25 protein-coding genes and 1 pseudogene are annotated in these 20,488 nt (G+C 62.1%); 11 read left to right on the top strand and 15 right to left on the bottom strand.

Translation table 11 applies throughout. From position 1 onward, the window contains the following. The first annotated feature begins 62 nt into the window (after positions 1 to 62). From corA to NKI66_RS21685, 3 genes are all read left to right on the top strand, one after another. Positions 63 to 1,037, top strand: coding sequence for a magnesium/cobalt transporter CorA (gene corA, locus NKI66_RS21695; RefSeq protein WP_023809832.1), 975 nt, complete (start codon positions 63 to 65; stop codon positions 1,035 to 1,037). A gap of 123 nt (positions 1,038 to 1,160) precedes the next feature. Then, entirely contained in the window at positions 1,161 to 1,637 is a 477-nt protein-coding gene (locus NKI66_RS21690) for a MaoC family dehydratase (protein WP_023809833.1), read from the top strand. Beyond that, positions 1,634 to 2,104: a MaoC family dehydratase gene (locus tag NKI66_RS21685; protein ID WP_023809834.1), complete on the top strand. Its 471-nt coding sequence runs from the start codon at positions 1,634 to 1,636 to the stop codon at positions 2,102 to 2,104. Before NKI66_RS21690 ends, NKI66_RS21685 begins: the two co-directional genes overlap by 4 nt. Before the next feature lie 45 nt (positions 2,105 to 2,149). On the opposite strand, the gene NKI66_RS21680 is transcribed toward NKI66_RS21685, so the two are convergent. From NKI66_RS21680 to petA, 6 genes are all read right to left on the bottom strand, one after another. After that, positions 2,150 to 2,695, bottom strand: a complete 546-nt coding sequence (locus NKI66_RS21680; RefSeq protein WP_013529989.1) for an adenine phosphoribosyltransferase — start codon at positions 2,693 to 2,695, stop codon at positions 2,150 to 2,152. Between the two features lie 9 nt (positions 2,696 to 2,704). Then, positions 2,705 to 3,850 carry an alpha-hydroxy acid oxidase gene (locus NKI66_RS21675; protein ID WP_023809835.1) on the bottom strand — a complete coding sequence of 382 codons (1,146 nt, stop codon included), beginning with the start codon at positions 3,848 to 3,850 and terminating at the stop codon, positions 2,705 to 2,707. Between the two features lie 176 nt (positions 3,851 to 4,026). Continuing rightward, positions 4,027 to 4,722 carry an acid phosphatase gene (locus NKI66_RS21670; RefSeq protein WP_023809836.1) on the bottom strand — a complete coding sequence of 232 codons (696 nt, stop codon included), beginning with the start codon at positions 4,720 to 4,722 and terminating at the stop codon, positions 4,027 to 4,029. A gap of 127 nt (positions 4,723 to 4,849) precedes the next feature. After that, the gene (locus tag NKI66_RS21665; protein ID WP_023809837.1) at positions 4,850 to 5,722 is read right to left on the bottom strand and encodes a cytochrome c1; all 873 of its coding nucleotides are present in this window, start codon (positions 5,720 to 5,722) and stop codon (positions 4,850 to 4,852) included. 28 nt (positions 5,723 to 5,750) lie between these two features. Then, the gene (locus tag NKI66_RS21660; RefSeq protein WP_013529985.1) at positions 5,751 to 7,052 is read right to left on the bottom strand and encodes a cytochrome b; all 1,302 of its coding nucleotides are present in this window, start codon (positions 7,050 to 7,052) and stop codon (positions 5,751 to 5,753) included. Positions 7,053 to 7,068: 16 nt separating this feature from the next. Then, a complete protein-coding gene (petA, locus tag NKI66_RS21655) occupies positions 7,069 to 7,629 on the bottom strand; it encodes a ubiquinol-cytochrome c reductase iron-sulfur subunit (protein WP_023809838.1) in 561 nt (186 codons plus the stop codon). 260 nt (positions 7,630 to 7,889) lie between these two features. Between petA and NKI66_RS21650 the strand changes: the two genes are divergently transcribed. The 3 genes and pseudogenes from NKI66_RS21650 (at position 7,890) to NKI66_RS21640 (ending at position 8,933) form a co-directional block, all read left to right on the top strand. Beyond that, the gene (locus NKI66_RS21650; RefSeq protein WP_031212730.1) at positions 7,890 to 8,165 is read left to right on the top strand and encodes a type II toxin-antitoxin system Phd/YefM family antitoxin; all 276 of its coding nucleotides are present in this window, start codon (positions 7,890 to 7,892) and stop codon (positions 8,163 to 8,165) included. Beyond that, the gene (locus tag NKI66_RS21645; protein ID WP_023809840.1) at positions 8,165 to 8,587 is read left to right on the top strand and encodes a type II toxin-antitoxin system VapC family toxin; all 423 of its coding nucleotides are present in this window, start codon (positions 8,165 to 8,167) and stop codon (positions 8,585 to 8,587) included. The genes NKI66_RS21650 and NKI66_RS21645 overlap by 1 nt, the downstream gene beginning before the upstream one ends. Further along, positions 8,588 to 8,933, top strand: a pseudogene (locus NKI66_RS21640) (cupin domain-containing protein). It begins immediately after the preceding gene. Between the two features lie 62 nt (positions 8,934 to 8,995). Here NKI66_RS21640 and NKI66_RS21635 read toward each other — a convergent pair. From NKI66_RS21635 to NKI66_RS21615, 5 genes are read right to left on the bottom strand one after another with little or no spacing between them, the layout of a single operon-like run. Next, complete coding sequence (locus NKI66_RS21635; protein ID WP_023809841.1) at positions 8,996 to 9,307, bottom strand: DUF6665 family protein; 312 nt, start codon at positions 9,305 to 9,307, stop codon at positions 8,996 to 8,998. 1 nt (position 9,308) lies between these two features. Then, positions 9,309 to 9,800 (bottom strand): GNAT family N-acetyltransferase, encoded by a 492-nt coding sequence (locus NKI66_RS21630; RefSeq protein ID WP_023809842.1) that lies wholly within the window; start codon positions 9,798 to 9,800, stop codon positions 9,309 to 9,311. A gap of 3 nt (positions 9,801 to 9,803) precedes the next feature. Continuing rightward, positions 9,804 to 11,687: an ABC transporter ATP-binding protein gene (locus NKI66_RS21625; RefSeq protein WP_023809843.1), complete on the bottom strand. Its 1,884-nt coding sequence runs from the start codon at positions 11,685 to 11,687 to the stop codon at positions 9,804 to 9,806. 10 nt (positions 11,688 to 11,697) lie between these two features. Next, entirely contained in the window at positions 11,698 to 13,584 is a 1,887-nt protein-coding gene (locus NKI66_RS21620) for an ABC transporter ATP-binding protein (RefSeq protein ID WP_023809844.1), read from the bottom strand. A 29-nt stretch (positions 13,585 to 13,613) separates the two neighbouring features. Then, positions 13,614 to 14,009 carry a hypothetical protein gene (locus tag NKI66_RS21615; RefSeq protein WP_023809845.1) on the bottom strand — a complete coding sequence of 132 codons (396 nt, stop codon included), beginning with the start codon at positions 14,007 to 14,009 and terminating at the stop codon, positions 13,614 to 13,616. 463 nt (positions 14,010 to 14,472) lie between these two features. On the opposite strand from NKI66_RS21615, the gene NKI66_RS21610 reads away from it, so the two are divergent. Together NKI66_RS21610 and soxR are read left to right on the top strand one after the other, a co-directional pair. After that, on the top strand, positions 14,473 to 14,931 hold the full coding sequence (locus NKI66_RS21610; protein ID WP_023809846.1) for a tRNA (cytidine(34)-2'-O)-methyltransferase: 459 nt from the start codon (positions 14,473 to 14,475) through the stop codon (positions 14,929 to 14,931). 161 nt (positions 14,932 to 15,092) lie between these two features. Then, positions 15,093 to 15,554, top strand: a complete 462-nt coding sequence (gene soxR / locus NKI66_RS21605; protein ID WP_023809847.1) for a redox-sensitive transcriptional activator SoxR — start codon at positions 15,093 to 15,095, stop codon at positions 15,552 to 15,554. On the opposite strand, the gene NKI66_RS21600 is transcribed toward soxR, so the two are convergent. Then, complete coding sequence (locus tag NKI66_RS21600; protein WP_013529975.1) at positions 15,551 to 15,808, bottom strand: hypothetical protein; 258 nt, start codon at positions 15,806 to 15,808, stop codon at positions 15,551 to 15,553. The two genes, soxR and NKI66_RS21600, sit on opposite strands and share 4 nt — an antisense overlap. 167 nt (positions 15,809 to 15,975) lie before the next feature. On the opposite strand from NKI66_RS21600, the gene hemF reads away from it, so the two are divergent. The 3 genes from hemF to NKI66_RS21585 all read left to right on the top strand — a co-directional run bounded on the left by hemF (position 15,976) and on the right by NKI66_RS21585 (position 17,876). Further along, positions 15,976 to 16,890, top strand: coding sequence for an oxygen-dependent coproporphyrinogen oxidase (hemF, locus tag NKI66_RS21595; RefSeq protein ID WP_023809848.1), 915 nt, complete (start codon positions 15,976 to 15,978; stop codon positions 16,888 to 16,890). A gap of 311 nt (positions 16,891 to 17,201) precedes the next feature. Beyond that, complete coding sequence (locus NKI66_RS21590) at positions 17,202 to 17,462, top strand: DUF1344 domain-containing protein (RefSeq protein WP_023809849.1); 261 nt, start codon at positions 17,202 to 17,204, stop codon at positions 17,460 to 17,462. A 228-nt stretch (positions 17,463 to 17,690) separates the two neighbouring features. Further along, positions 17,691 to 17,876 carry a DUF1059 domain-containing protein gene (locus NKI66_RS21585; RefSeq protein ID WP_013529972.1) on the top strand — a complete coding sequence of 62 codons (186 nt, stop codon included), beginning with the start codon at positions 17,691 to 17,693 and terminating at the stop codon, positions 17,874 to 17,876. A 1-nt stretch (position 17,877) separates the two neighbouring features. On the opposite strand, the gene NKI66_RS21580 is transcribed toward NKI66_RS21585, so the two are convergent. The 3 genes from NKI66_RS21580 to NKI66_RS21570 are packed head-to-tail and all read right to left on the bottom strand — an operon-like array spanning position 17,878 to position 20,401. Then, complete coding sequence (locus NKI66_RS21580) at positions 17,878 to 19,143, bottom strand: CCA tRNA nucleotidyltransferase (RefSeq protein WP_023809850.1); 1,266 nt, start codon at positions 19,141 to 19,143, stop codon at positions 17,878 to 17,880. Next, on the bottom strand, positions 19,140 to 19,772 hold the full coding sequence (locus NKI66_RS21575; RefSeq protein WP_023809851.1) for a CoA pyrophosphatase: 633 nt from the start codon (positions 19,770 to 19,772) through the stop codon (positions 19,140 to 19,142). The genes NKI66_RS21580 and NKI66_RS21575 overlap by 4 nt, the downstream gene beginning before the upstream one ends. Beyond that, positions 19,772 to 20,401, bottom strand: a complete 630-nt coding sequence (locus NKI66_RS21570; RefSeq protein WP_023809852.1) for a DUF1285 domain-containing protein — start codon at positions 20,399 to 20,401, stop codon at positions 19,772 to 19,774. Before NKI66_RS21570 ends, NKI66_RS21575 begins: the two co-directional genes overlap by 1 nt. Between the last annotated feature and the right edge of the window lie 87 nt (positions 20,402 to 20,488).

The raw sequence follows: 20,488 nt of genomic DNA, 5'->3' as shown, positions 1-20,488 counted from the left end.
GCAATCCAACACGACGCGTCAATCCGAACGCACCCTTTGACCCCAGCAAGGGATATCAGGCGATGATCAAGGCCTTCGTCGTGGACAATGACCGCCTGCGCGTCGTCGACGATCTCCTGGCAAACAGCGAGACCATCGTCTGGGCGGACCTGTTCAACCCGACAAAGGAAGAGGAAGCGACGATCGAGAGCTGGCTCGGCGTTGCCATTCCGACGCGCGAGGAGATGGAGGAGATCGAGATTTCGAGCCGCCTCTATGTCGAGGACGGCGCCTACTTCATGACCGCCACCCTGCCCGCCCAGACCGAGGTCGACGATCCCTTGATGTCGCCGGTCACCTTCGTGCTCGCCGGCACAAGGCTGATCACGGTGCGCTACCACGAGCCGAAGGCCTTCAAGACCTTTCCGCAGCGCGCCGAGAAGGTGGCGACCGGCTGCACCAGCGGCGACACCATCCTGATCGGCTTGCTGGAGGCGATCGTCGACCGTCTCGCCGACATTCTGGAACGCGCCGGCCGCGACATCGAGGCGATCTCGCGCGATATATTCGAGGCGCGGTCGACCAAGGTTTCCAAGCGCAACCGTGATTTCCAGGAGTTGCTGAAAGCCATCGGCCGCAAGGAGGACATCGCGTCTTCGATCCGCGACAGCCTGATCTCTCTGCAGCGGCTGGCAGGCTTCTTCGCCCATGCCTCGACCCGCACCAAGATGAGCAAGGACACCAAGGCGCGCATCAAGACGCTGTCGCGCGATGTGCTGTCGCTCGCCGACCACGCCACCTTCCTGTCGCAGAAGATCTCCTTCCTGCTCGACGCCACCCTCGGCATGATCTCGATCGAGCAGAACGCCATCATCAAGATCTTCTCGGTCGCCGCCGTCATCTTCCTGCCGCCGACTTTGGTCGCCTCGATCTACGGCATGAATTTCGACGTCATCCCCGAGTTGAAATGGGAGCTTGGCTATCCCTTCGCCATCGCCATGATGGTGCTGTCGGCGATCCTGCCCTTCTGGTACTTCCGCCGCCGCGGCTGGCTCTGAGTGGCCCTGTCGATCGGCTGCCACAGGCTGGCGCAGTAGAAATCGCTTGACCAAACGAACGCCGGCCTGCATCCGGAAACCCCGATCCTGGGGATCGTGGGTCGACAAGCCGGATTCCAGACCATGACTGCAGAGATAAAAACATGGGCCTATGAGGACTTCATCGAGGGCGCATCGATCGACCTCGGCTCGAAGCTCGTGAGTGCCGCCGAGATCGTCGAATTCGCCGGAGAATTCGACCCGCAGCCGATGCATCTCGACGAGGAAGCCGGTAAGGCCAGCATCCTCGGCGGGCTGGCAGCGTCGGGCTGGCACACCTGCGCAATGTTCATGCGCATGCTGTGCGATGCGTTCCTGCTGGACTCGACCTGCCAGGGCGCGCCCGGAGTCGATCAGGTCAAATGGAAGAAGCCGGTCCTGGCCGGCGACCAACTGACCGGCACCCTGATGGTTATTGCCAAGCGCCTGTCGAAATCGAAGCCGCAACTCGGCTTCGTCACCATGCGCAGCGAACTGTTCAACCAGCGTGGCGAAAGCGTCTTCGAGCTCGAGAACTCCGTCATGTTCCTCACGCGCGATGCCGCGGGGAGCCAAGCATGACACTGGACGAGTTCTTCCGTATCGGCACCACCGTCACGCTCGGCTCGCACTCATTCGAGCCCGAGGCGATCAAGGCCTTCGCCCGTAAGTACGACCCGCAAATCTTCCATATCGACGAGGAGGCCGCGAAGAAAAGTGTGCTCGGCGGCCTCTGCGCGTCCGGCTGGCACACGGCCGCGACCTGGATGAAACTCAATCTGGAAAACCGTATGGACGCCGAGATCGCTGCGTGGAGCGGTCCCGGTCCAGTGCCGGAATTCGGTCCCTCGCCCGGCTTCAAGAACCTGAAATGGCTGAAGCCGGTCTATGCCGGGCAAACCATCACCTTCACGCGCACCGCGCTGTCGCACCGCCCAATCGCCTCACGCCCCGGCTGGCGGCTGCTGGCGCTGCGTTCGGAAGCTTTCGATTCCACCGGCGACAAGGTGCTCGAGTTCGAAAGCGCCGTTCTGGTGAAGGCCGAGTAACGCCACTTTCCCTCTCCCTTCTTGTAGGAGAAGGGAGAGCACTCCTCAATGTCCTTCGAACCCTATCAGCGTTCTGACCGGCACACCGAGGGCTTCGAGCTTGGCGCGGCCGCCGAGGTCCGGCAGGTCGATGACAAAACAGGCAGCGAGGATGTCGGCGCCGATCTGGCGCAGAAGTTTGACCGCGGCTTCAGCCGTTCCGCCGGTGGCGATCAGATCGTCGACAAGGATCACCTTCTCGCCCGGAGCAACGCCGTCCTTGTGCATCTCCATCTCGTCCAGCCCATATTCCAGGCTATAGGCGACGCGCACCGTTTCGTAGGGCAGCTTGCCCTTCTTGCGGATCGGCACGAAACCGGCCGAGAGCTGATGGGCGACGGCGCCGCCAAGGATGAATCCACGTGCCTCGATGCCGGCGATCTTGTCGATCTTCTGGCCGGCATAGGGATGCACCAGTTCGTCGATGGCGCGGCGGAAGGCGCGCGCATTGCCGAGCAGCGTGGTGATGTCGCGAAACAGGATGCCGGGCTTGGGATAATCCGGAATGGTGCGGATCGCGGCGAGCAATGTGTCTTCGAGGGAGGATTTCATGGGTCGAGATTACCTGAAACGGACGTTCTTGCGCGACAATTGTTCGATCGAACTGCAGCCCATCAGCTTCATGCCGCGTTCGATCTCGACCCGCATCTGCTCAAGCGCCCGTTCGACGCCGGGCTGGCCTGCCGCCGCGAGCGGGAACAGATAGTAGCGTCCGACGCCGACGGCCTTGGCACCGAGCGACAGCGCCTTCAGCACATGGGTGCCGCGCTGCACGCCGCCATCCATGATGACGTCGATCCTGTCGCCAACGGCGTCGACGATCTCGGCAAGCTGATCGAACGCCGCCCGCGAGCCATCCAGCTGCCGCCCGCCATGGTTCGACAGCACAATGCCGCTGCAGCCGATGTCGACGGCGCGTCTTGCATCCTCCACCGATATGACGCCCTTGAGGCAGAACGGACCCGACCAAAGCTTGACCATCTCGGCCACGTCGTCCCACGTCATCGACGGGTCTAGCATCTCGGTGAAGTAGCGGCTGATCGACATCGTGCCGCCACCCATGTCGACATGCTCGTCGAGCTGCGGCAGCTTGAACCCCTCATGGGTGAAATAATTGATCGCCCAGGCCGGCTTGAGCGCGAACTGCGCCATTCCGGCGAGATTGAGCTTGAAGGGAATGGCAAAGCCGGTGCGTTTGTCGCGCTCGCGGTTTCCCCCGGTGATGCTGTCGACGGTCAGCATCATCACCTCGACGCCGACCGCCTTTGCGCGCTGCATCATCGCCCGGTTAAGACCTCGGTCCCGGTGGAAATAGAACTGGTAGACCTGTGGGCTGCTGCTGATGCCGCGCGCCTCCTCGAGGCTGACGGTGCCAAGCGAGGAGACGCCGAACATGGTGCCGTATTTGGCGGCGGCCCTGGCGACCGCGCGCTCACCCTGATGGTGGAACAGGCGCTGCAAGGCGGTCGGCGAGCAATAGAACGGCATCGCCAGCTTCTGGCCCATGACCGTCACCGACATGTCGACCTCGCTCACTCCGCGCAGCACGTTGGGAACAAGGTCGCAGGTCTCGAAGCTTTCGGTGTTGCGGCGATAGGTGACCTCATCGTCGGCCGCGCCGTCGATGTAGTTGAAGATCGGCCCGGGCAGCCGCTGCTGTGCCATCCGCCGGAAATCGGAAAAGTTGTGACAGTCGCTGAGCCGCATCATCGAATTCCAAAGGCCATGGCGGGACGAGCTTCTCGCCACCGTTCGATGCGTCGAATATCAACCTGATGCCGCCATGCCAACGGACTAATTGCCGAACTTTCGCTTGAGCACGAGCGTTAACAAAAAAGGAGCGCCTTAAGCGCCCCTTCCCGTCTAAATCCGGCTGACGAGGATTACATGCCGAGATCGGAACGAAGCTCGGCCCTGGCCACTTCATATTCAGCCTTGAAGTCGTCCCGGTTGAGCAGGACCGCGGCAATAACGCTGCCGGAAATCTTGCCCATCTCGACGTCGGACGCATAGTGGATGCCGCCGACCTCGCGGTTGTGGGCGTATTCGGCCGCACGCGCCATGATCTCGGCGCGCTTTTCCGGGACCATGTCGGACAGGATGATGCCCATCATCGTGCCTACGGTGGCATGGCCGGACGGCCAGGAACCGGAGCTCGACAGCTTGACCGCCGGCTTGACGAGATCGCTGAGCTGATGCGGGCGCGGGCGCTTCCAGACATCCTTGGCCGGGTCGACTACAGCCCCTTCGGTAGCCACCACGCGATCGAAGAAAGCGCTGAATTTCGGCAGCGTTTCCTTGTTGAATTTCGGCCCCATGACGTCGGCAAAGCGCCAGACATTCTCCTCGGCATCAGCCACCGCGCTGGCGACCATCTCCGGGGTGCGCGTCACCTGCAGCGTCAGCACCTCGCCGAGTTCGGCCTTGGTCTGCGCCGAATCGTTTGCCGGCGGCGGCGGCAGGATCATCGTCAGGTCGACGTCCTTGTTGGTGACGAAGGGCTGGGCGTCTTCCGCTTGCGCTGCCGAGCCGAGGATGAGCAGCAACAGGCCTGCCGCGAGCGATGCGTATCTTTTCATGAATGCGATCCTTTGATGAGAGCAGCACAGGATCGCCGGATGCGATGACGGCCATGTGACATGACCAGCCTCCGGAAATGCAAAAGGGCGCCTCTCGGCGCCCTTCGCGATCACTTGATTGTATGGCCTAGTGGGCCACGCCTTCCCACACCTTGCGCTTGGTGAGATAGACCAGCGCGCCGAACAAAAGCAGGAACACCAGAACGCGAAAACCGGTCTTCTTGCGGTCTTCCATATGCGGCTCGGCCGCCCACGCCAGGAAGGCGGAGACGTCGCGGGAATACTGGTCGACGGTCTGCGGCGCACCGTCATCATAGGTCACCTGGCCGTCGGAGAGCGGCTTGGGCATTTTCAGCGACACGCCGGACATGAAGTACGGATTGTAGTGGGTGCCTTCCGGGATCACCATGCCGGCCGGCGGCGTCTGGTCGTAGCCGGTCAGCAGCGAGTGGATATAGTCGGGACCGCCGGCATCGTATTGTGTGAAGATGTCGAAGACGAATTGCGGAAAGCCGCGCTCGACGCCGCGCGCCTTGGCCAGCAGCGACATGTCGGGCGGGGCAGCGCCGCCATTGGAAGCAGCAGCCGCTTCCTCATTGGCGAAGGGCGGCGGGAAATGGTCGGACGGCTTGCCGGGACGGTCGAACATGTCGCCGGCATCGTTGGGGCCGTCATGGATTGTGTACTCGGCCGACAGCGTCTTGATCTGCGCATCGGAATAGCCGAGGTCCGACAGCGTGCGGAACGCCACCAGGTTCATCGAATGGCAGGCCGAGCAGACTTCCTTGTAGACCTTGAGGCCGCGCTGCAACTGCGCCTTGTCGTAAGTGCCGAATGGGCCGGTGAAACTCCAGTCCATTTCCTTTGGCTCGTCGATCGGGAAATGCGTCGGATTGGCCACATTGTGTGCCTCTTCGGCGGCGATCGCCCGAGTGCCCGCGGCCCCAGCGGCGACCGCCACGAGGCCGATCAGCGCCAGCGAGGTGAGAATCTTTTTCATGCCAAATCCCCTTAGATTCTCTACCCGCTCAGCCTTTGGTTTCCGGAGCCGCCGTAGCGCCCGCCGGATGTCCGCTGCCGCCCTTGTTCTTCTCGAGCACCGCCTCGGTGATCGAGTTCGGCAGCCGTCGCGGCGTCTCGATCAGGCCGAGCACCGGCAGCGCGATCAGGAAGAAGGCGAAGTAGAACAATGTCGCCATCTGCGCCATGAACACATAGCTGCCTTCGGCCGGCTGCGAGCCCAGCCAGCCAAGCAGGATGGCATCGGCCACGAACAACCAGAAGAACAGCTTGTACCAGGGCCGGTAAACGGCCGAGCGTACCTTCGAAGTGTCGAGCCACGGCACCAGGAACAACATGACGATGGCGCCGAACATGCACAGCACGCCGCCGAGCTTGGAGTTGATCGGCCCGACATTGAAGGTGATGGCGCGCAGGATCGCGTAGAACGGCAGGAAGTACCATTCGGGCACGATGTGGGCCGGCGTCTTCAGCGGGTTGGCGACGATGTAGTTGTCGGGATGGCCGAGATAGTTCGGCAGGTAGAAGACGAAATAAGCGAAGAAGAACAGGAACACGATCATGCCGAACGCGTCCTTGATGGTCGCGTAGGGGGTGAAGGCGACAGTGTCGGTCTTCGACTTGACCTCGATACCCGTCGGGTTCGACTGGCCCACGACATGCAGCGCCCAGATGTGCAAAACGACGACGCCGGCAATCATGAACGGCAACAGATAGTGCAGCGCAAAGAAACGGTTCAGCGTCGGGTTGTCGACGGCAAAGCCGCCGAGCAGCAGCTGCTGAATCCAGTCGCCGACCAGCGGAATGGCGCTGAAGAAGCCGGTGATGACGGTGGCGCCCCAGAAGCTCATCTGGCCCCATGGCAGCACGTAGCCCATGAAACCGGTCGCCATCATCAGGAGATAGATGATGCAGCCGAGGATCCAGAGCAGTTCGCGCGGCGCCTTGTAGGAGCCGTAATAGAGGCCACGGAAGATGTGGATGTAGACGGCGACGAAGAAGAACGAGGCGCCGTTCGAATGCATGTAGCGCAGCAGCCAGCCGGAATTCACGTCGCGCATGATCTTCTCGACCGAGCCGAAGGCCAGATTGGTGTCAGCCGTGTAATGCATGGCCAGCACGATGCCGGTCAGGATCTGCGCCACCAGCATGATCGAAAGGATGCCGCCAAAGGTCCACGCATAGTTGAGGTTGCGCGGCACCGGATAGGCAACGAAGCTGTCATAGACCAGCCGCGGCAGCGGCATGCGGGCGTCGAACCAGCGTCCGAGACCGGTTTTGGGCGTATAGGTCGAGTGTCCCTCGCTCATCGAAATATCCCCTGCCTCAACCGATAAGGATCTTGGTATCGGAAATGAACTTGAATACCGGAACCGCCATGTTCTCAGGCGCCGGGCCTTTGCGGATGCGGCCGGCCGTATCGTATTGCGAACCGTGGCACGGGCAGAACCAGCCGCCGAAATCGCCTTCCTGGCCAAGCGGAATGCAGCCGAGATGCGTGCAGACCTGAACCATCACCATCCAGGCCTCCTTGCCGGGCGTGGTGCGATTGGCGTCGGTCGCCGGCGCATCGGACGGCAGATTGGCGTTGCGGGCGATCGGATCCTTGAGATCGGCGAGATTGACAGCCTCGCCGTCCTTCATTTCCTGTTCGGTGCGGTTGCGGACCACGACCGGCTTGCCGCGCCACTTGACGATCAGCGACATGCCCGGCGTCAGCGAGGCGACGTCGACTTCGACGGAAGCGAGCGCCAGCGTCGAGGCATCGGGGCGCATCTGGTCGATGAACGGCCACGCGAAAGCACCCGCGCCGACCACTGCGGCCATGCCGGTGGCGACGTAGAGAAAATCACGACGGTTGGGATCCTGGGTGTCGGTTGCGCTCACGGGTGCCTGATCCTTTCGCCTCTTCCGTGCCGGTGGCTGAGCCTTGTTCCCCGCTCAATTACGCCAACCCGACAGCGCATGGCGAACAGGCTTGCGAATTCCTCCGGCATTTGGACTTCGGTTTATGCGTGAAGCCCGTTTTTGTCCAGACGGGTGAAGGCACAAGGGCAGATTGTCGCGGGCGTTCCGCACAGCGATGAATTTGACGTGCTTGGCTAAATGTAGCAATATGTCTACATCTACTCGACGGAGGTGCTGAAATGAACATCTCAACGAAGACGATCACCATCATGTCGAGCCGTGAATTCAACCAGGACACGGCGCTTGCGAAGCGGGCTGCCAGGAACGGACCGGTTATCATCACCGATCGCGGCAAGCCTTCCCATGTGCTGATTTCGATGGAGGAATACGAGCGGTTGGAGAAGAAGCCGAGAAGCCTCGCGGACGCGATTGCCGACGATCGCCCCGAAGCAGACTTCGACTGGGAACCACCTCGCCTGGAAGGACCGTTTTTCAAGATTCCCGATCTCGACTGATGTTTATTCTCGACACCAATGTCGTTTCGAATCTGCGTCGTCGGGACAAGGCCGATCGCAACGTTTTAGCCTGGTCTGAGACCCACGACGTCGCCAGCTTTTTCATGTCGGTGATTTCGATCCTGGAACTCGAAATCGGAACACTGTTGTTGTCGAGGAAGGACACCCGCCAGGCCGCCATGTACCGTGAGTGGTTGGATCAAATACTAATTCCACAGTTCGACGACCGGATACTGAGCATAGACACGGCCGTTGTCGTGCGTTGCGCAAACCTCCACGTTCCTGACCCTAAGCCGGAACGCGATGCTCTCATTGCCGCCAGCGCGCTTGTCAATAATTTGACAGTCGTGACACGCAATACCAAGGATTTTGAGGGCACCGGGGTGAAGCTTTTCAACCCCTGGATACCCGCGAAGGGCTAGATAGCCAGGGCACAAATCATAGACCGCGACACCTGGTCTGTTCGCTCCGACCATTGGAAGGGCGAATTGCAATGTGGCGCCTACGGCTCTCCTGCCTGATCTTCAACTATCTGCCTGGCGTCGGAGGCGGCCCCGCCTGCATACACATCCCTACGCTGAGATCTTCATCATTCGCCAGGGCACCGGCCTGTTCACCGTCGGCGACCAGGAGATCGAGGCATCCGCCGGCCAGATCCTGATCGTGCCGCCCAATACGCCGCACAAATTCACCAATCTCGGCCCAGGCCCGCCGGAGACGACCGACATCCACGAGAATGGCAGCTTCATCACCGAATGGCTTGAGTAGACCATGATCCCGAAAAGTGGGAACCGGTTTTCGGAATAAGATCATGGTCCAACAAAAGAGAGTTATTTCGCGCCGAGCCTGGCCAGCACCGCTTTCGGGATGTTGTATTCACGAATGACGGTATCGTGCTTGCGCAAGCCGCACAGCTCGCGCTGGATGAAATAGCCATGCACCGCCTCGGCGGCATCCTTGAGCAGCCGGGGGCGCAGTTGCTCGTCGGCATTGTCGCGCAGCCTGGCCAACGTTTCCTCTACCCGCTGGCCGGCGCGGCCAAGTGCTGCCGCCTTTTCCGCCAATATTTCATGGCCGAGCGCGTCGAAGGCGGCTTCCGCGGACGAGGCGCCGGCTAGATGAGATGGCGGACGCAAGGACATTTCAGCTTCCTTTCCCGAAGACCATGCGGTGTGTGACGAATTCTTCGCCTTCCACGCGCTGAAAGCCAAGCCGTTCGTAGAAACCGAAGGCTTCTTGCGGCGCGCGGGTGTTCAGCACGGCGAAATGGTGACGTGCCCTGTCGATAACGGTCTCGACCAGCATCCGGCCAAGACCGTTGCGACGGTGGCGCGCACTGACGAACAGGTGCCGGACCCGGCCGTGGCCCCTGGCCTCGAAATAGGGATCGATGTTCAGCCCGCACACGCCGGCGAGTTCCCGGCCATTCCAGGCTCCGTAGAGTGCCTCGCCGCGCTTCAAGAACTTGTTACGGCCGCTAGCCCAGCCATCCGCCAGGCGCACCAGCATCCAGTAGCCCCCAAACCGGCTTTCCTGCTTCAGCGCGTCGAAGGCCGGCGTGGTTGGCCGGAGCCGCTTGAGCACATAGCTCACTCCGGGGCCGATCTCTGGAATGACCTCTGCCGATCCAACCATGCCCTACTCCGCAGGCCGCGTCTCTTCGAGCACGCTGTCCTCGTGATAGAGAAAACCGCCGGACTGCCGCTTCCACAGCCGCGCATAGAGCCCGTCGAGCGCCACCAGCTGGTCATGCGTGCCTTGCTCGACGATGCGGCCGCCGTCGAGCACCACCAGCCGGTCGAGTGCTGCGATCGTCGACAGCCGGTGGGCGATGGCGATGACCGTCTTGTTCTCCATCAGCCGCGTCAGATTCTCCTGGATTGCCGCCTCGATATCCGAATCGAGCGCCGAGGTCGCCTCGTCGAGGATCAGGATCGGCGCGTCCTTCAGGAAGACACGGGCGATCGCCACGCGCTGGCGCTGGCCGCCCGACAGTTTGACGCCGCGCTCGCCGACAAAGGCCTCGTAGCCGGCGCGGTCCCTGTTGTCGCGCAAGGTCAGGATGAACTCGTGCGCCTCGGCCTTTTTCGCCGCCGCGATCACCTCCGCATCGGTCGCGTCAGGCATGCCGAGCTTGATGTTGTCGCGCAGCGAACGGTGGAACAGCGCCGTGTCCTGGCTGACGACGCCGATATTGGCGCGCAGCGAATTTTGCGTGACTTTGGCGACATCCTGGCCATCGATGGTGATCGACCCGCTCTCCAGATCGTAGAGCCGCAGGATCAGATTGGCGAGGGTCGTCTTGCCCGCGCCAGACGGTCCGACCAGCCCGACCTTCTCGCCCGGCTTGACGACAAGGTCGATGCCGTTCAGTACGCCGAAACCTTTGCCGTAATGGAACTCGACGTTCTTCACCTCGATACGCCCGCCTGCCACCACGAGTTCCTTGGCGTCGGGCGCATCCGTGAGGCCGAGCGGCTGCGAAATCAGCGCCTTGGAGTTCTCCAGCACGCCGAGGTTTCGCAAGATGCTGTTGAGCTGCATCATCAGCCGGCCAAGCAGCATGTTGAGCCGCAGCACCAGCGACAGGGTGAAGGCGACAGCGCCGACGGTGATCGAGCCCTCGACCCAGAGATAGACGGCAAAACAGCCGATCGCCGTGATCATGATGCCCGACAGCGTCGTCAGCGCCATGCGCACGCCGGTCAGCCGGCGGGTGAACGGGCGCAATGCGTCGAGGTAGATGTCGAAACCGTTCCTGATGTAGCGGTCGTCGCCATCGGCCGAGAACAGTTTCAGCGTCTGCACGTTGGAATAGGAATCGACAATGCGGCCGGTGATCATCGAGCCGGCCTCGGCTGTTTCCTCGGCATGCTTGCGGATTGCCGGCAGATAGAGCTTGGCCAGCCAAGCGAAAGCGGAAATCCAGATCACCACCAGCACCGCCAGCCTGAGATCGAGGCCTGCGACCAGCGCCAGCGTCGTCACCGTATAGACGATCATGAACCAGACGACCTCGATGAAGCTTTCCATCAGGTCGCCGGTGGCCTGGCCCGCCTGCCAGACCTTTGTTGCGATGCGGCCGGCGAAATCGTTCTGGAAGAAGGCGTAGGACTGGCGCGAGACATGCCGGTGCGCCTGCCAGCGCACCAGATTGTAGAAGCCGGGCGTGATCGTCTGTTCGTCGACCAGCGCCGAAAGGCCGACGACGACGGTGCGGATGACCAGCACCACCACGGCCATGAAAACCAGTTCAGGGCCTGCGGCGGCCCACAGTGCGTGCCAACTGCGCTCGGCGGGAAGCTGGTCGAGAATATCGACCAGCCGCCCGACGAAGTAGAACAGGCCGGCCTCGACCAGCGGCGCGATGCCGCCGATGACCAGCATGGCGAAGAAGGCGAACTTCGCCTGGCCGACATAGTGCCAGAGAAAGCCGCCGACGCTGGTCGGTGGCCGAAGATTCGCTGGCTCCCTGAACGGATAGACCCAGTTCTCGAACCAGCGATAGACGGCTGTCATCATGCGGCGGCCATCATTCTGCGGCTTGCCCCTTTGCAAGTGCGTCGTTGGCGGCGTCGGCGGGACCGTCCTCAAGCAGGAACCCGCCCGACTGGCGCTGCCAGAGCTGCGCGTAGAGCCCGCCCTTGGCGACGAGTTCCTCGTGCGAACCTTCCTCGATGACACGACCCTTGTCCATCACCACCAGCCTGTCCATCGCCGCGATGGTCGACAGCCGGTGCGCTATGGCGATGACGGTTTTGCCTTGCATGAGCTTGTAGAGATTCTCTTGGATCGCCGCCTCGGCTTCGGAATCAAGCGCCGAAGTCGCTTCGTCAAGGATAAGTATAGGTGCGTCCTTCAACATAACGCGAGCAATGGCGACGCGTTGCCGCTGGCCGCCGGACAATTTGACGCCGCGGTCACCGACATGGGCATCGAAGCCCTTGCGGCCGCTGGCATCCGAAAGCCCGCCGATGAAATCCAGCGCCTCGGCGCGGCGCGCCGCCTCGACAAGCATCTCGTCGGTGGCATCGGGCCGGCCATAAAGGATGTTCTCGCGCACCGAACGATGCAGCAGCGAGGTGTCCTGCGTGACCATGCCGATCTGCGCACGCAGCGAATCCTGCTTCACACCGGCGATCTCCTGGCCGTCGATCAATATCTGCCCGGCTTCGAGGTCGTAGAAGCGCAGCAACAGGTTGACCAGCGTCGACTTGCCGGCGCCGGAACGGCCGACGATGCCGACCTTCTCGCCCGGTTTCACCGCCAGCGACAGGCCTTCAATCACACCCTTCTGCTTGCCGTAGTGGAAGCGAATGTCCTCAAAGCGGATCTCACCCCTGGAAACGCTGATCTCCTTCGCGTCCGGCCTGTCCTCGACAAGGCGCGGCAGCGAGATTGAGGCGATGCCGTCCTGCACCGTGCCGATGTTCTCGAACAGGCCCGACATTTCCCACATGATCCATTGCGACATCCCCCACATCCTGAGCACAAGGCCGATGACCACGGCGACCGCGCCGATCGTCACTGCTTGCCCCAGCCACAGCCACAACGCCATCGCGGTGACAGAGAACAAGAGCAATGCATTTAGGATGTAAAGCGAGCCAAAAAGCACTGTCACCAGCCGCATCGACCGGTAGACCGTTTCGAGAAAGCCGGACATGCCGTCTTTGGCGAATGACGCTTCGCGGCGTGCATGGCTGAACAGCTTGACCGTCTGGATGTTGGAGTAGCTGTCGACGACACGGCCCGTCATGATCGAGCGCGCATTGGCCTGTTCCTCGCCAACCTTGCCCAGCCGGGGAATGAAAAACCGCAGCAAAAGGATATAGCCGACCAGCCAGACGCCGAGCGGCGCGGCCAGCCGCCAGTCGGCCGAGCCGACGATGAGCAGCATGCCGAGGAAATAGACGATAACGTAGTTCAGGACGTCGATCACCTTGATGACGCATTCGCGCACGGCGAGAGCCGTCTGCATCAGCTTTGTCGCGATGCGGCCGGCGAACTCGTCCTGGTAGAAACTCATCGACTGCTTGAGCAGATAGCGGTGCACCTGCCAGCGGATGCGCATGGGATAATTGCCCATCAGCGTCTGCTGGTTGAGAAACGAATGCAGCCATACCGTGCCCGGCAGCGCGAACAGCACGATGAAGGCCATGCCGGCGAGCTTCCAGGCTTCCGTCTGCAGGAAGGTTTCGCGATTCTGCCCCGACAGCCAGTCGACGATGCGGCCGAGGAAGCCGAACATCCATACTTCGGCGATCGCGATGGCCGTCACCAGCACCGCGTCGAAAAGGATATAAGGCCATGCGCCGCGCGTATAATGCAGGCAGAAGGCAACCAGCGTCTTGGGCGGCTCGACCGGTTCCGCTGCGGGGAACGGATCGAGCCTTTTTTCAAACCAGCTAAACAACAACATAGGTTATGCCTGTGAAATGTGTTTGCCGCTTACGCGGCACGTGAGCGTACGAAATCCCCGGTACCCATGGCATCAAGGGCCGACGGTCTGGAATCACCCGGACCGTCGGCCATGCCTCGTGCAATATAGGGGCTCGCGGGCTTTTCGCCGACAGCTGCGCCAGCCGATCCTGACGACACGGTGCCGCCAGCCCGGTTTTTCGCGCCCGGCCTGACCAGCCGGATGATCCGGCGCACCAGCGACGGGCGGCTCGGATCGGGAACCGCGCGCGAAAAATCGACATCCGGCAGCATGCCGCGATGCGGCCGGCGGCGAACCTCGGCGTGAACCGCAGACGAATAGGTGTCGCCGATCAGCAGCGCCCAGGTCGGCAGTCGGTGGATATGCAGGCTCCTCGAGCCAGGTATTCTATAGGGATCGAACATCGGTCCGTCCTCCGTGTGAAAATCGAGATAAAAAGGCGAAGCAATATCGTCCGCCGGCATTCGGCCGGAGGCGCGCTTTGCGTCGGTCTGGACACGATAAGCATCGGTCCGGACACGACAAGCATCGGTCCGGACAGCTTCAGTTGGGGCGTTTAGCCCTTTTGACTTTTTGAAAACATCGCAGGATTCCTTCGAGAGCCGAAAAATCGTTTCGGCGGGAATCGGTGCGATCAAGTCTTAGAGAGTCAGGAGAATCGTCGTACCGAAACCGCCGGCAGGCAGGTAAGCCCATAAGAGGGGCGCTGGATGTGCATGGTCATCATGAATTACCCCTCCATCGGTTCGGGTTGACAATGGAGCTGACATACCCGACTTCGCAGAAAATGGCCACCCGCAGGTCCAGCAATTTCCAAAACCGCGAGCCCGCTGTGGCCGATTTGCCACTTATTAGAAAGACGCGGAAATGAACTGTCGTCTCCGCATCGCGCTCTACCAGCCGGATATCGCCGGCAACACCGGGACAATCCTGCGCTTCGCCGCTTGCCTCGGACTTGGCGTCGACATCATCGAACCGGCCGGATTTCCGCTCTCCGACAAAGCGCTCAAACGAGCCGGCATGGACTACCTCGAAATGGCTGCCCTGACCCGGCATGTCGACTGGCACGCCTTCGAGGAACGGCGCAAGGCTGGTTCGCACCGGCTGGTGCTGCTGTCGACCAAAGCGACGACGGCCTACACCGACTTCACCTTCGCCGAAGGCGACATTCTGCTGTTCGGTCGCGAATCCGCAGGCGTGCCGGATCCTGTCCATCAGGCGGCGGATGCGCGGCTGACCATCCCCATGCAGGGCACGGCGCGCAGCATCAATGTCGCGCTTTCGGTCGCCATGGCGGCGGGCGAAGCCATCCGGCAACTCGGATAGGATCCGCAACCCATCGACAACACCATGCTTGCCGCCGCCGACGACAGTGGTTTCTCCACTCATTCTTACCCAGGCACACATCGCCTTCTCCTTCGTTTGCAGACCCCGGGTTTCTTCGCTACAAGCTCAGCTTAACTTGAGGTCAAGCGGGAAAATCAGGAATGGCACCGATAACGGAATTAACGGTCGGCCAGGTCGCCATGCGCAGCGGTGTGGCGGTGTCGGCATTGCATTTCTATGAGGCCCGCGGCCTGATCCGCAGCCACCGCACGGCGGGAAATCAGCGCCGCTACGGCCGTGACGTGCTGCGGCGCGTGGCGATCATCAAGGTGGCGCAGGAGGTCGGCATTTCGCTGGCCGAGATCGGTGAAGCCCTGGCATCGCTGCCAGAAGGCCGCACGCCGACGCGCGATGACTGGAACCTTTTGTCGACCGCCTGGCGCGACGGGCTCGATCACAAGATCGCCCAGTTGAAGAAACTGCGCGACGGGCTGACCGACTGCATCGGCTGCGGCTGCATGTCGATCGACAAATGCCCGCTGCGTAACAAGGGCGACCGGCTGGCGCGCGAGGGGACAGGGGCAAGAAGGCTGGTTGCTCCGCCTCTCTCGAGGACATCCTAGTCAGCCGCAGGCAACCGCCTGATGGTGAACTCGATCAAGTCGCCCGGCCGCTCGAACCAGCTTTCGATCTCGGTCCAGTAGGCCTGCTTGGGAAAGCGCTCGAACCATTCCTTGGCCTTGAGCCGCGCATCGGAGCGCGGCAGCACGAAGGTCTCGCGCAGGAAACCGTCGCGCGGCATACGAACACGCTCGGCACGGCTTTGGTCGAGCCTTTTCTTCAGGCCATCCAGCGGCGGTCTTGCCGGGGTGCGCACGAAACAACTCCTTGCACCTGGCGCATGACCCCGAAATCGGAATCGAGTTTCGGAAAGGATCATGCGCAAAACCAAAGTGACTTGACCCTTGCCCTTAAGAGATTAGGGATCGCGCCGGCAAAAGACGAGTCATTTGTGGGACTCGCCGCCCCAACCGGAGACGGCACTTGGAACGACCAGAAATACCGGCAGGCCTGCCCGCCGACATCGAACAGAAGAAGATGAAGGCAAGGCTGTGGTTCGAGGCGCTGCGCGAACGCATCTGCGCCACCTTCGAGCAGATCGAGCAGGATCTTGGCGGGCCGCTGGCCTCGTGGTCGCCCGGCCGCTTCGAAAAGACGCCATGGGAACGTGACGAGGGGCGCGGCGGCGGCGGCACCATGTCGATGATGCACGGCCGCGTCTTCGAAAAGGTCGGCGTCCACACCTCGACCGTCCACGGCGAGTTCTCACCCGAATTCAGGAAGCAGATGCCGGGCGCCGAGGAAGACCCGCGCTTTTGGGCATCTGGCATTTCGCTGATCGCGCATCCCTGGAACCCAAACGTTCCGGCCGTGCACATGAACACGCGCATGGTGGTCACATCTCGCCAATGGTTCGGCGGCGGCGCCGATCTAACGCCGGTGCTCGACAGCCGCCGCACGCAGGACGACCCCGACACGGTCGCCTTCCACCGCGCCATGCAATTCGCTTGCGAGAAGAACGCCGACGTCGCCGATTACCCGAAATACAAGGCCTGGTGCGACGAGTATTTCTATCTGTCGCACCGCAACGAGCCGCGCGGCACCGGCGGCATCTTCTTCGACTGGCTGCATTCGGGCGAGGACAAAGGCGGCTGGAATGCCGATTTCAACTTCGTCCAGGATGTCGGCCGCTCTTTTCTCGTCGTCTACGGCCACCTCGTGCGCGCCAACTTCAACGAGAACTGGACCGATGGCGACCGCGACGAACAGCTCATCCGCCGCGGCCGCTATGTCGAATTCAATCTGCTTCACGATCGCGGCACCATCTTCGGACTGAAGACCGGCGGCAATGTCGCGTCCATCCTTTCCAGCCTGCCACCCGAGGTCCGCTGGCCGTAACAAAATGGTGAGCCCGGCGTGAGCCGCATTGATGTCCCATTCGCTCGAAATGGGCATGGAATGTGGCACACGGTGCGGCGAAAAATTTCTTTTTCGTCTAATAGGCTGTTGAAAAGACTAGTCTATTTGTGGCGCCGAGTCGGGAAGCGCCGGCGGCTCGCCTGCGCGCAATTCCAGGAAAGTGCGAAACGGCTTTCCGACGGGAATTGCGTCAAGACAAAGCGAGCCGCGACCCGACGCGACCGGACGGCCCAAGACGATGCGGGACATCTTCGTCAAAAAGATACCCGCCTTTCCAGGAGTACTTCGCAATGCGCAAGATCATTGTTTCGGCTGCCGCCGCTGCCCTTCTCGCTTCCGGTTCAGTGGCATTCGCCGCCGTCAAGCACACCACCGGAACGATCAAGACCTTTGACACGACGGCCATGAGCCTGGTCCTCGATGATGGATCGTCTTTTACGCTTCCCAAAACCTTCAAGGATCCTGGCCTGACGGTCGGTGAAAAGGTCCGCGTCTCATGGGATATGAAGGGCAAGAACAAGGTCGCCGAGGCCGTCAAGGTCGCAAAATGATGGCTTGCCCGCCAGAGCAGGATGAGACGATATCCGGTCCTGTTTGGGGGTAGCGTAAGAGGGCGGAGCAGCGCCTGCTCCGCCTTTTCGCCGTTGACTGCAACCAATGCCACCCCATCTGTGTTATGCTTCTCCCGCTCGCGGCCCCAGGATCCGATCTCGGATTTGGACCGTCAGCCAAAAAAGTGCCGGAGCCTCGGGCTCCACGGAGGAAAAGGAGAAAATCCCATGAAGGAATTTCACTGCGGGTCGCTCGTGCCCGGCTGTGACTGGCACACGCGTGCCGACGAGGAGGCCGAGGTCATGCGCCGTGCCGTCGAGCACATGCGCGAGACGCATGGCGAGACGGTGATCCGCGAGACGATGATCGAGGCGATCCGCTCGCGCATCGAAAAGACCCGCGACGCGGCCTGATCTACCCGGCCTTCAAGGCTTCGGCGGCGCGCTTGAGGAGCGCGTCGCGATCAGGGGCAAACCCGGCTTCGACCCATTCCGCCTCGAGATTCCTGAGGACTTCGCCGAGTTTCGGCCCCGGAGTTGCGCCGAGCGCCGTGAGATCGGCACCTTTCAGTGGAAACAACGGCTTTTCCCATTTGATGGCGAAGGCGAGCAGGCGCGAAAAACCACCGGCTTCGAGCAGCGCCTCATTGTCCTCGACGGCGCGCACCCTGGCTGCCGCAAGCGACAGCCGCAGACGGTCGACAAACCCCTGCCGGTCACCGCGATAGAGCCTTTTCGCCAGTTCGCCCTCGGTCGTCTTCGGCTCGACGGCGCTGGCAAGCGCCCAGTGACGCAGGCGATCCGCTTCGGCGGTCGAGAGTTTGAGCCGCTCGGCGAGCGTCTTCATGCGAGCGGCATCGGGCGGCACGATCGCTTCCAGTCTGAGCAGCGGGTCGGGTGCCCAGCCCAGATCCTTCCCGGCCTTGGCCAACCCATGGATGGCATCGATGCCCCATTTCTCGCTTTCCGGCAGCGCTGCGGTCAAGACACCTGCCTGCCGCATCCAGAGCAGCGCCCGTGACGGATCGGGCGCCGACAAAAGTTTCTTCAGTTCCGACCAGATTCGCTCGGACGAAAGCTGGGCCAGCCCTTCCTTAAGCCGGGCACAGGCTTTCAGCCCTTCGGCGTCCGGCCGCCCGTCGCCGTACCAGGCGAAGAAGCGGAAGAAGCGCAGGATGCGCAGGTAGTCTTCGCGAATGCGCGCTTCCGGGTCGCCGATGAATCGCAGCCGGCGCGCCTCGATGTCGGCAATGCCGCCGACCAGGTCGACCACCTTGCCATCGGCCCCGGCATAGAGCGCGTTGATGGTGAAGTCGCGCCGCTCAGCATCGAGCTTCCAGTCGCGCCCGAACGACACTTTCGCGCGCCGCCCGTCGGTCTCGATATCAGCGCGCAAGGTGGTGATTTCATAAGGTTTTCCGCCGGCAACCACGGTGATTGTCCCATGCTCGATGCCGGTTGGCACCGCCTTGAACCCTTCCGCTTCGGCGCGGCGGAGGGTTTCCTCCGGCAGGCAGGTGGTGGCGATGTCGATGTCGGCGACCGGCTGGCCCATCAGCGTGTTGCGCACCGCGCCGCCTGCGACTCGCGCCTCTTCACCGCCTTCGGCCAGTGCGAACAGCAGGCGCTGCAGATGCTTGTCGCCGAGCCAGTCGGCCCTGTCCGCGATCGAGACACTCACGCATAAAGCCTTTCATAGAGGGTACGGATGATGCCGGCGGTGACGCCCCAGATGCGCCGTTCGCCGTAAGGCATGTCGTAGAAGAACCATTCGAGATCGTTCCACATACGGCTGTCGCGCTTGTGGTTGGCCGGGTCCATCAAGAAGCGCAGGGGCACTTCGAAAGCGGCGTCGACCTCGTCGGCGTTGAGCGTCAGTTGGAAACCGGGCAGCACGATGCCCAGCACCGGCGCGATGCGGTAGCCGCTGCCGGCCACATAGTCGGGCATGCGGCCGATGATCTCGATGCGGTCTCGGCCAAGCCCGATCTCCTCGAAGGTCTCGCGCAGCGCCGCAGCCTCAGGGCTCGGATCGGTCGGATCGATTGTGCCGCCGGGAAATGCCACCTGCCCCGAATGGCTGCGCAGCTTTTCGGCCCGTTTGGTCAGGAGAACCGTCGCATCGCCCTCATGATCGACCACCGGGATCAGCACCGCGGCATTGCGCAGCGCCATGCCCTGATTGAGGCGCGGATGGCCGGGGTTAAAGCGATGATCGCCATAATCGTCGCCTGCATGCGCATCGGGCTGCACGGCAAAACGCGCGCGAAAATCTGCGGATGAAAACGGCGCCGGCGTCACCTGGTCCATCACGCGCTCAGCCGCTTCAACTGGTCCGCCGGCATGATCGGGAACACGGCGCCCTTGGAGCGCACCGCGAACATCGTCTCGCCGCCGATCTCGACCTCCTCGCAATGCCCGACCAGTTCATACATCACCGGCCGCGCCACCAGCGCCTCCAGACGGCCACGCACCAGCACATAGGGCTTCAATCCGCCGGTCTCGTTCTCGTCGACAAAGCGCAGCGGCCGTTCCGGCCCGGCCTCGACGACATCGCCGACATTGGTGCGGAAGGTGATGGTCTGCGCTTCGCCGCTACCCGAAACGTCCATTTCGACGGCGATGAACGGCGCATCGGCGACGCGGATGCCGACCTTTTCCACCGGTGTCACCAGATAGGTCCTGCCATCGGCGTCCTTGCGCAGCACCGAGGAGAAAAGCTGCACCAGCGGCATGCGCCCGATCGGCGTGCCCAGATAGAACCAGGTGCCGTCGGACTTGATCTCCATGTCCAGATCGCCGCAGAAGTCGGGATTCCAGCGTTCGACGGGTGCCGCGCCCTTGCCGGCACGGGCGGCGCGCGAGATGAGTGCCTCGAGGCCACGCGCCTCGGTGGCACCAGTCAGGCTTTCTTCACGATGTACCAAGGGTCCCGTCATGGTCACGAAATAGTCACTGTTGTTCCGCTTGTCAGCCTAAGTCTGTGATTTAAGTTTCGACATAGGCGCCACGCGAGGCCGAATCGC

This window comes from Mesorhizobium sp. M0518, from assembly GCF_040321125.1.
Lineage (GTDB): Bacteria > Pseudomonadota > Alphaproteobacteria > Rhizobiales > Rhizobiaceae > Mesorhizobium.
Note: the sequence above shows the minus strand (reverse complement) of the source record. Positions and strands in the feature narration are given on the sequence as shown.

Excerpts from the sequence above, each read along its gene's own strand:
- corA (WP_023809832.1), top strand. The coding sequence starts at position 63 with ATGATCAAGGCCTTCGTCGTGGACAATGACCGCCTGCGCGTCGTCGAC.
- NKI66_RS21690 (WP_023809833.1), top strand. The coding sequence starts at position 1,161 with ATGACTGCAGAGATAAAAACATGGGCCTATGAGGACTTCATCGAGGGC.
- NKI66_RS21685 (WP_023809834.1), top strand. The coding sequence starts at position 1,634 with ATGACACTGGACGAGTTCTTCCGTATCGGCACCACCGTCACGCTCGGC.
- NKI66_RS21680 (WP_013529989.1), bottom strand. The coding sequence starts at position 2,695 with ATGAAATCCTCCCTCGAAGACACATTGCTCGCCGCGATCCGCACCATT.
- NKI66_RS21675 (WP_023809835.1), bottom strand. The coding sequence starts at position 3,850 with ATGCGGCTCAGCGACTGTCACAACTTTTCCGATTTCCGGCGGATGGCA.
- NKI66_RS21670 (WP_023809836.1), bottom strand. The coding sequence starts at position 4,722 with ATGAAAAGATACGCATCGCTCGCGGCAGGCCTGTTGCTGCTCATCCTC.
- NKI66_RS21665 (WP_023809837.1), bottom strand. The coding sequence starts at position 5,722 with ATGAAAAAGATTCTCACCTCGCTGGCGCTGATCGGCCTCGTGGCGGTC.
- NKI66_RS21660 (WP_013529985.1), bottom strand. The coding sequence starts at position 7,052 with ATGAGCGAGGGACACTCGACCTATACGCCCAAAACCGGTCTCGGACGC.
- NKI66_RS21650 (WP_031212730.1), top strand. The coding sequence starts at position 7,890 with ATGAACATCTCAACGAAGACGATCACCATCATGTCGAGCCGTGAATTC.
- NKI66_RS21645 (WP_023809840.1), top strand. The coding sequence starts at position 8,165 with ATGTTTATTCTCGACACCAATGTCGTTTCGAATCTGCGTCGTCGGGAC.
- NKI66_RS21635 (WP_023809841.1), bottom strand. The coding sequence starts at position 9,307 with ATGTCCTTGCGTCCGCCATCTCATCTAGCCGGCGCCTCGTCCGCGGAA.
- NKI66_RS21630 (WP_023809842.1), bottom strand. The coding sequence starts at position 9,800 with ATGGTTGGATCGGCAGAGGTCATTCCAGAGATCGGCCCCGGAGTGAGC.
- NKI66_RS21625 (WP_023809843.1), bottom strand. The coding sequence starts at position 11,687 with ATGATGACAGCCGTCTATCGCTGGTTCGAGAACTGGGTCTATCCGTTC.
- NKI66_RS21620 (WP_023809844.1), bottom strand. The coding sequence starts at position 13,584 with ATGTTGTTGTTTAGCTGGTTTGAAAAAAGGCTCGATCCGTTCCCCGCA.
- NKI66_RS21615 (WP_023809845.1), bottom strand. The coding sequence starts at position 14,009 with ATGTTCGATCCCTATAGAATACCTGGCTCGAGGAGCCTGCATATCCAC.
- NKI66_RS21610 (WP_023809846.1), top strand. The coding sequence starts at position 14,473 with ATGAACTGTCGTCTCCGCATCGCGCTCTACCAGCCGGATATCGCCGGC.
- soxR (WP_023809847.1), top strand. The coding sequence starts at position 15,093 with ATGGCACCGATAACGGAATTAACGGTCGGCCAGGTCGCCATGCGCAGC.
- NKI66_RS21590 (WP_023809849.1), top strand. The coding sequence starts at position 17,202 with ATGCGCAAGATCATTGTTTCGGCTGCCGCCGCTGCCCTTCTCGCTTCC.
- NKI66_RS21585 (WP_013529972.1), top strand. The coding sequence starts at position 17,691 with ATGAAGGAATTTCACTGCGGGTCGCTCGTGCCCGGCTGTGACTGGCAC.
- NKI66_RS21575 (WP_023809851.1), bottom strand. The coding sequence starts at position 19,772 with ATGGACCAGGTGACGCCGGCGCCGTTTTCATCCGCAGATTTTCGCGCG.
- NKI66_RS21570 (WP_023809852.1), bottom strand. The coding sequence starts at position 20,401 with ATGACGGGACCCTTGGTACATCGTGAAGAAAGCCTGACTGGTGCCACC.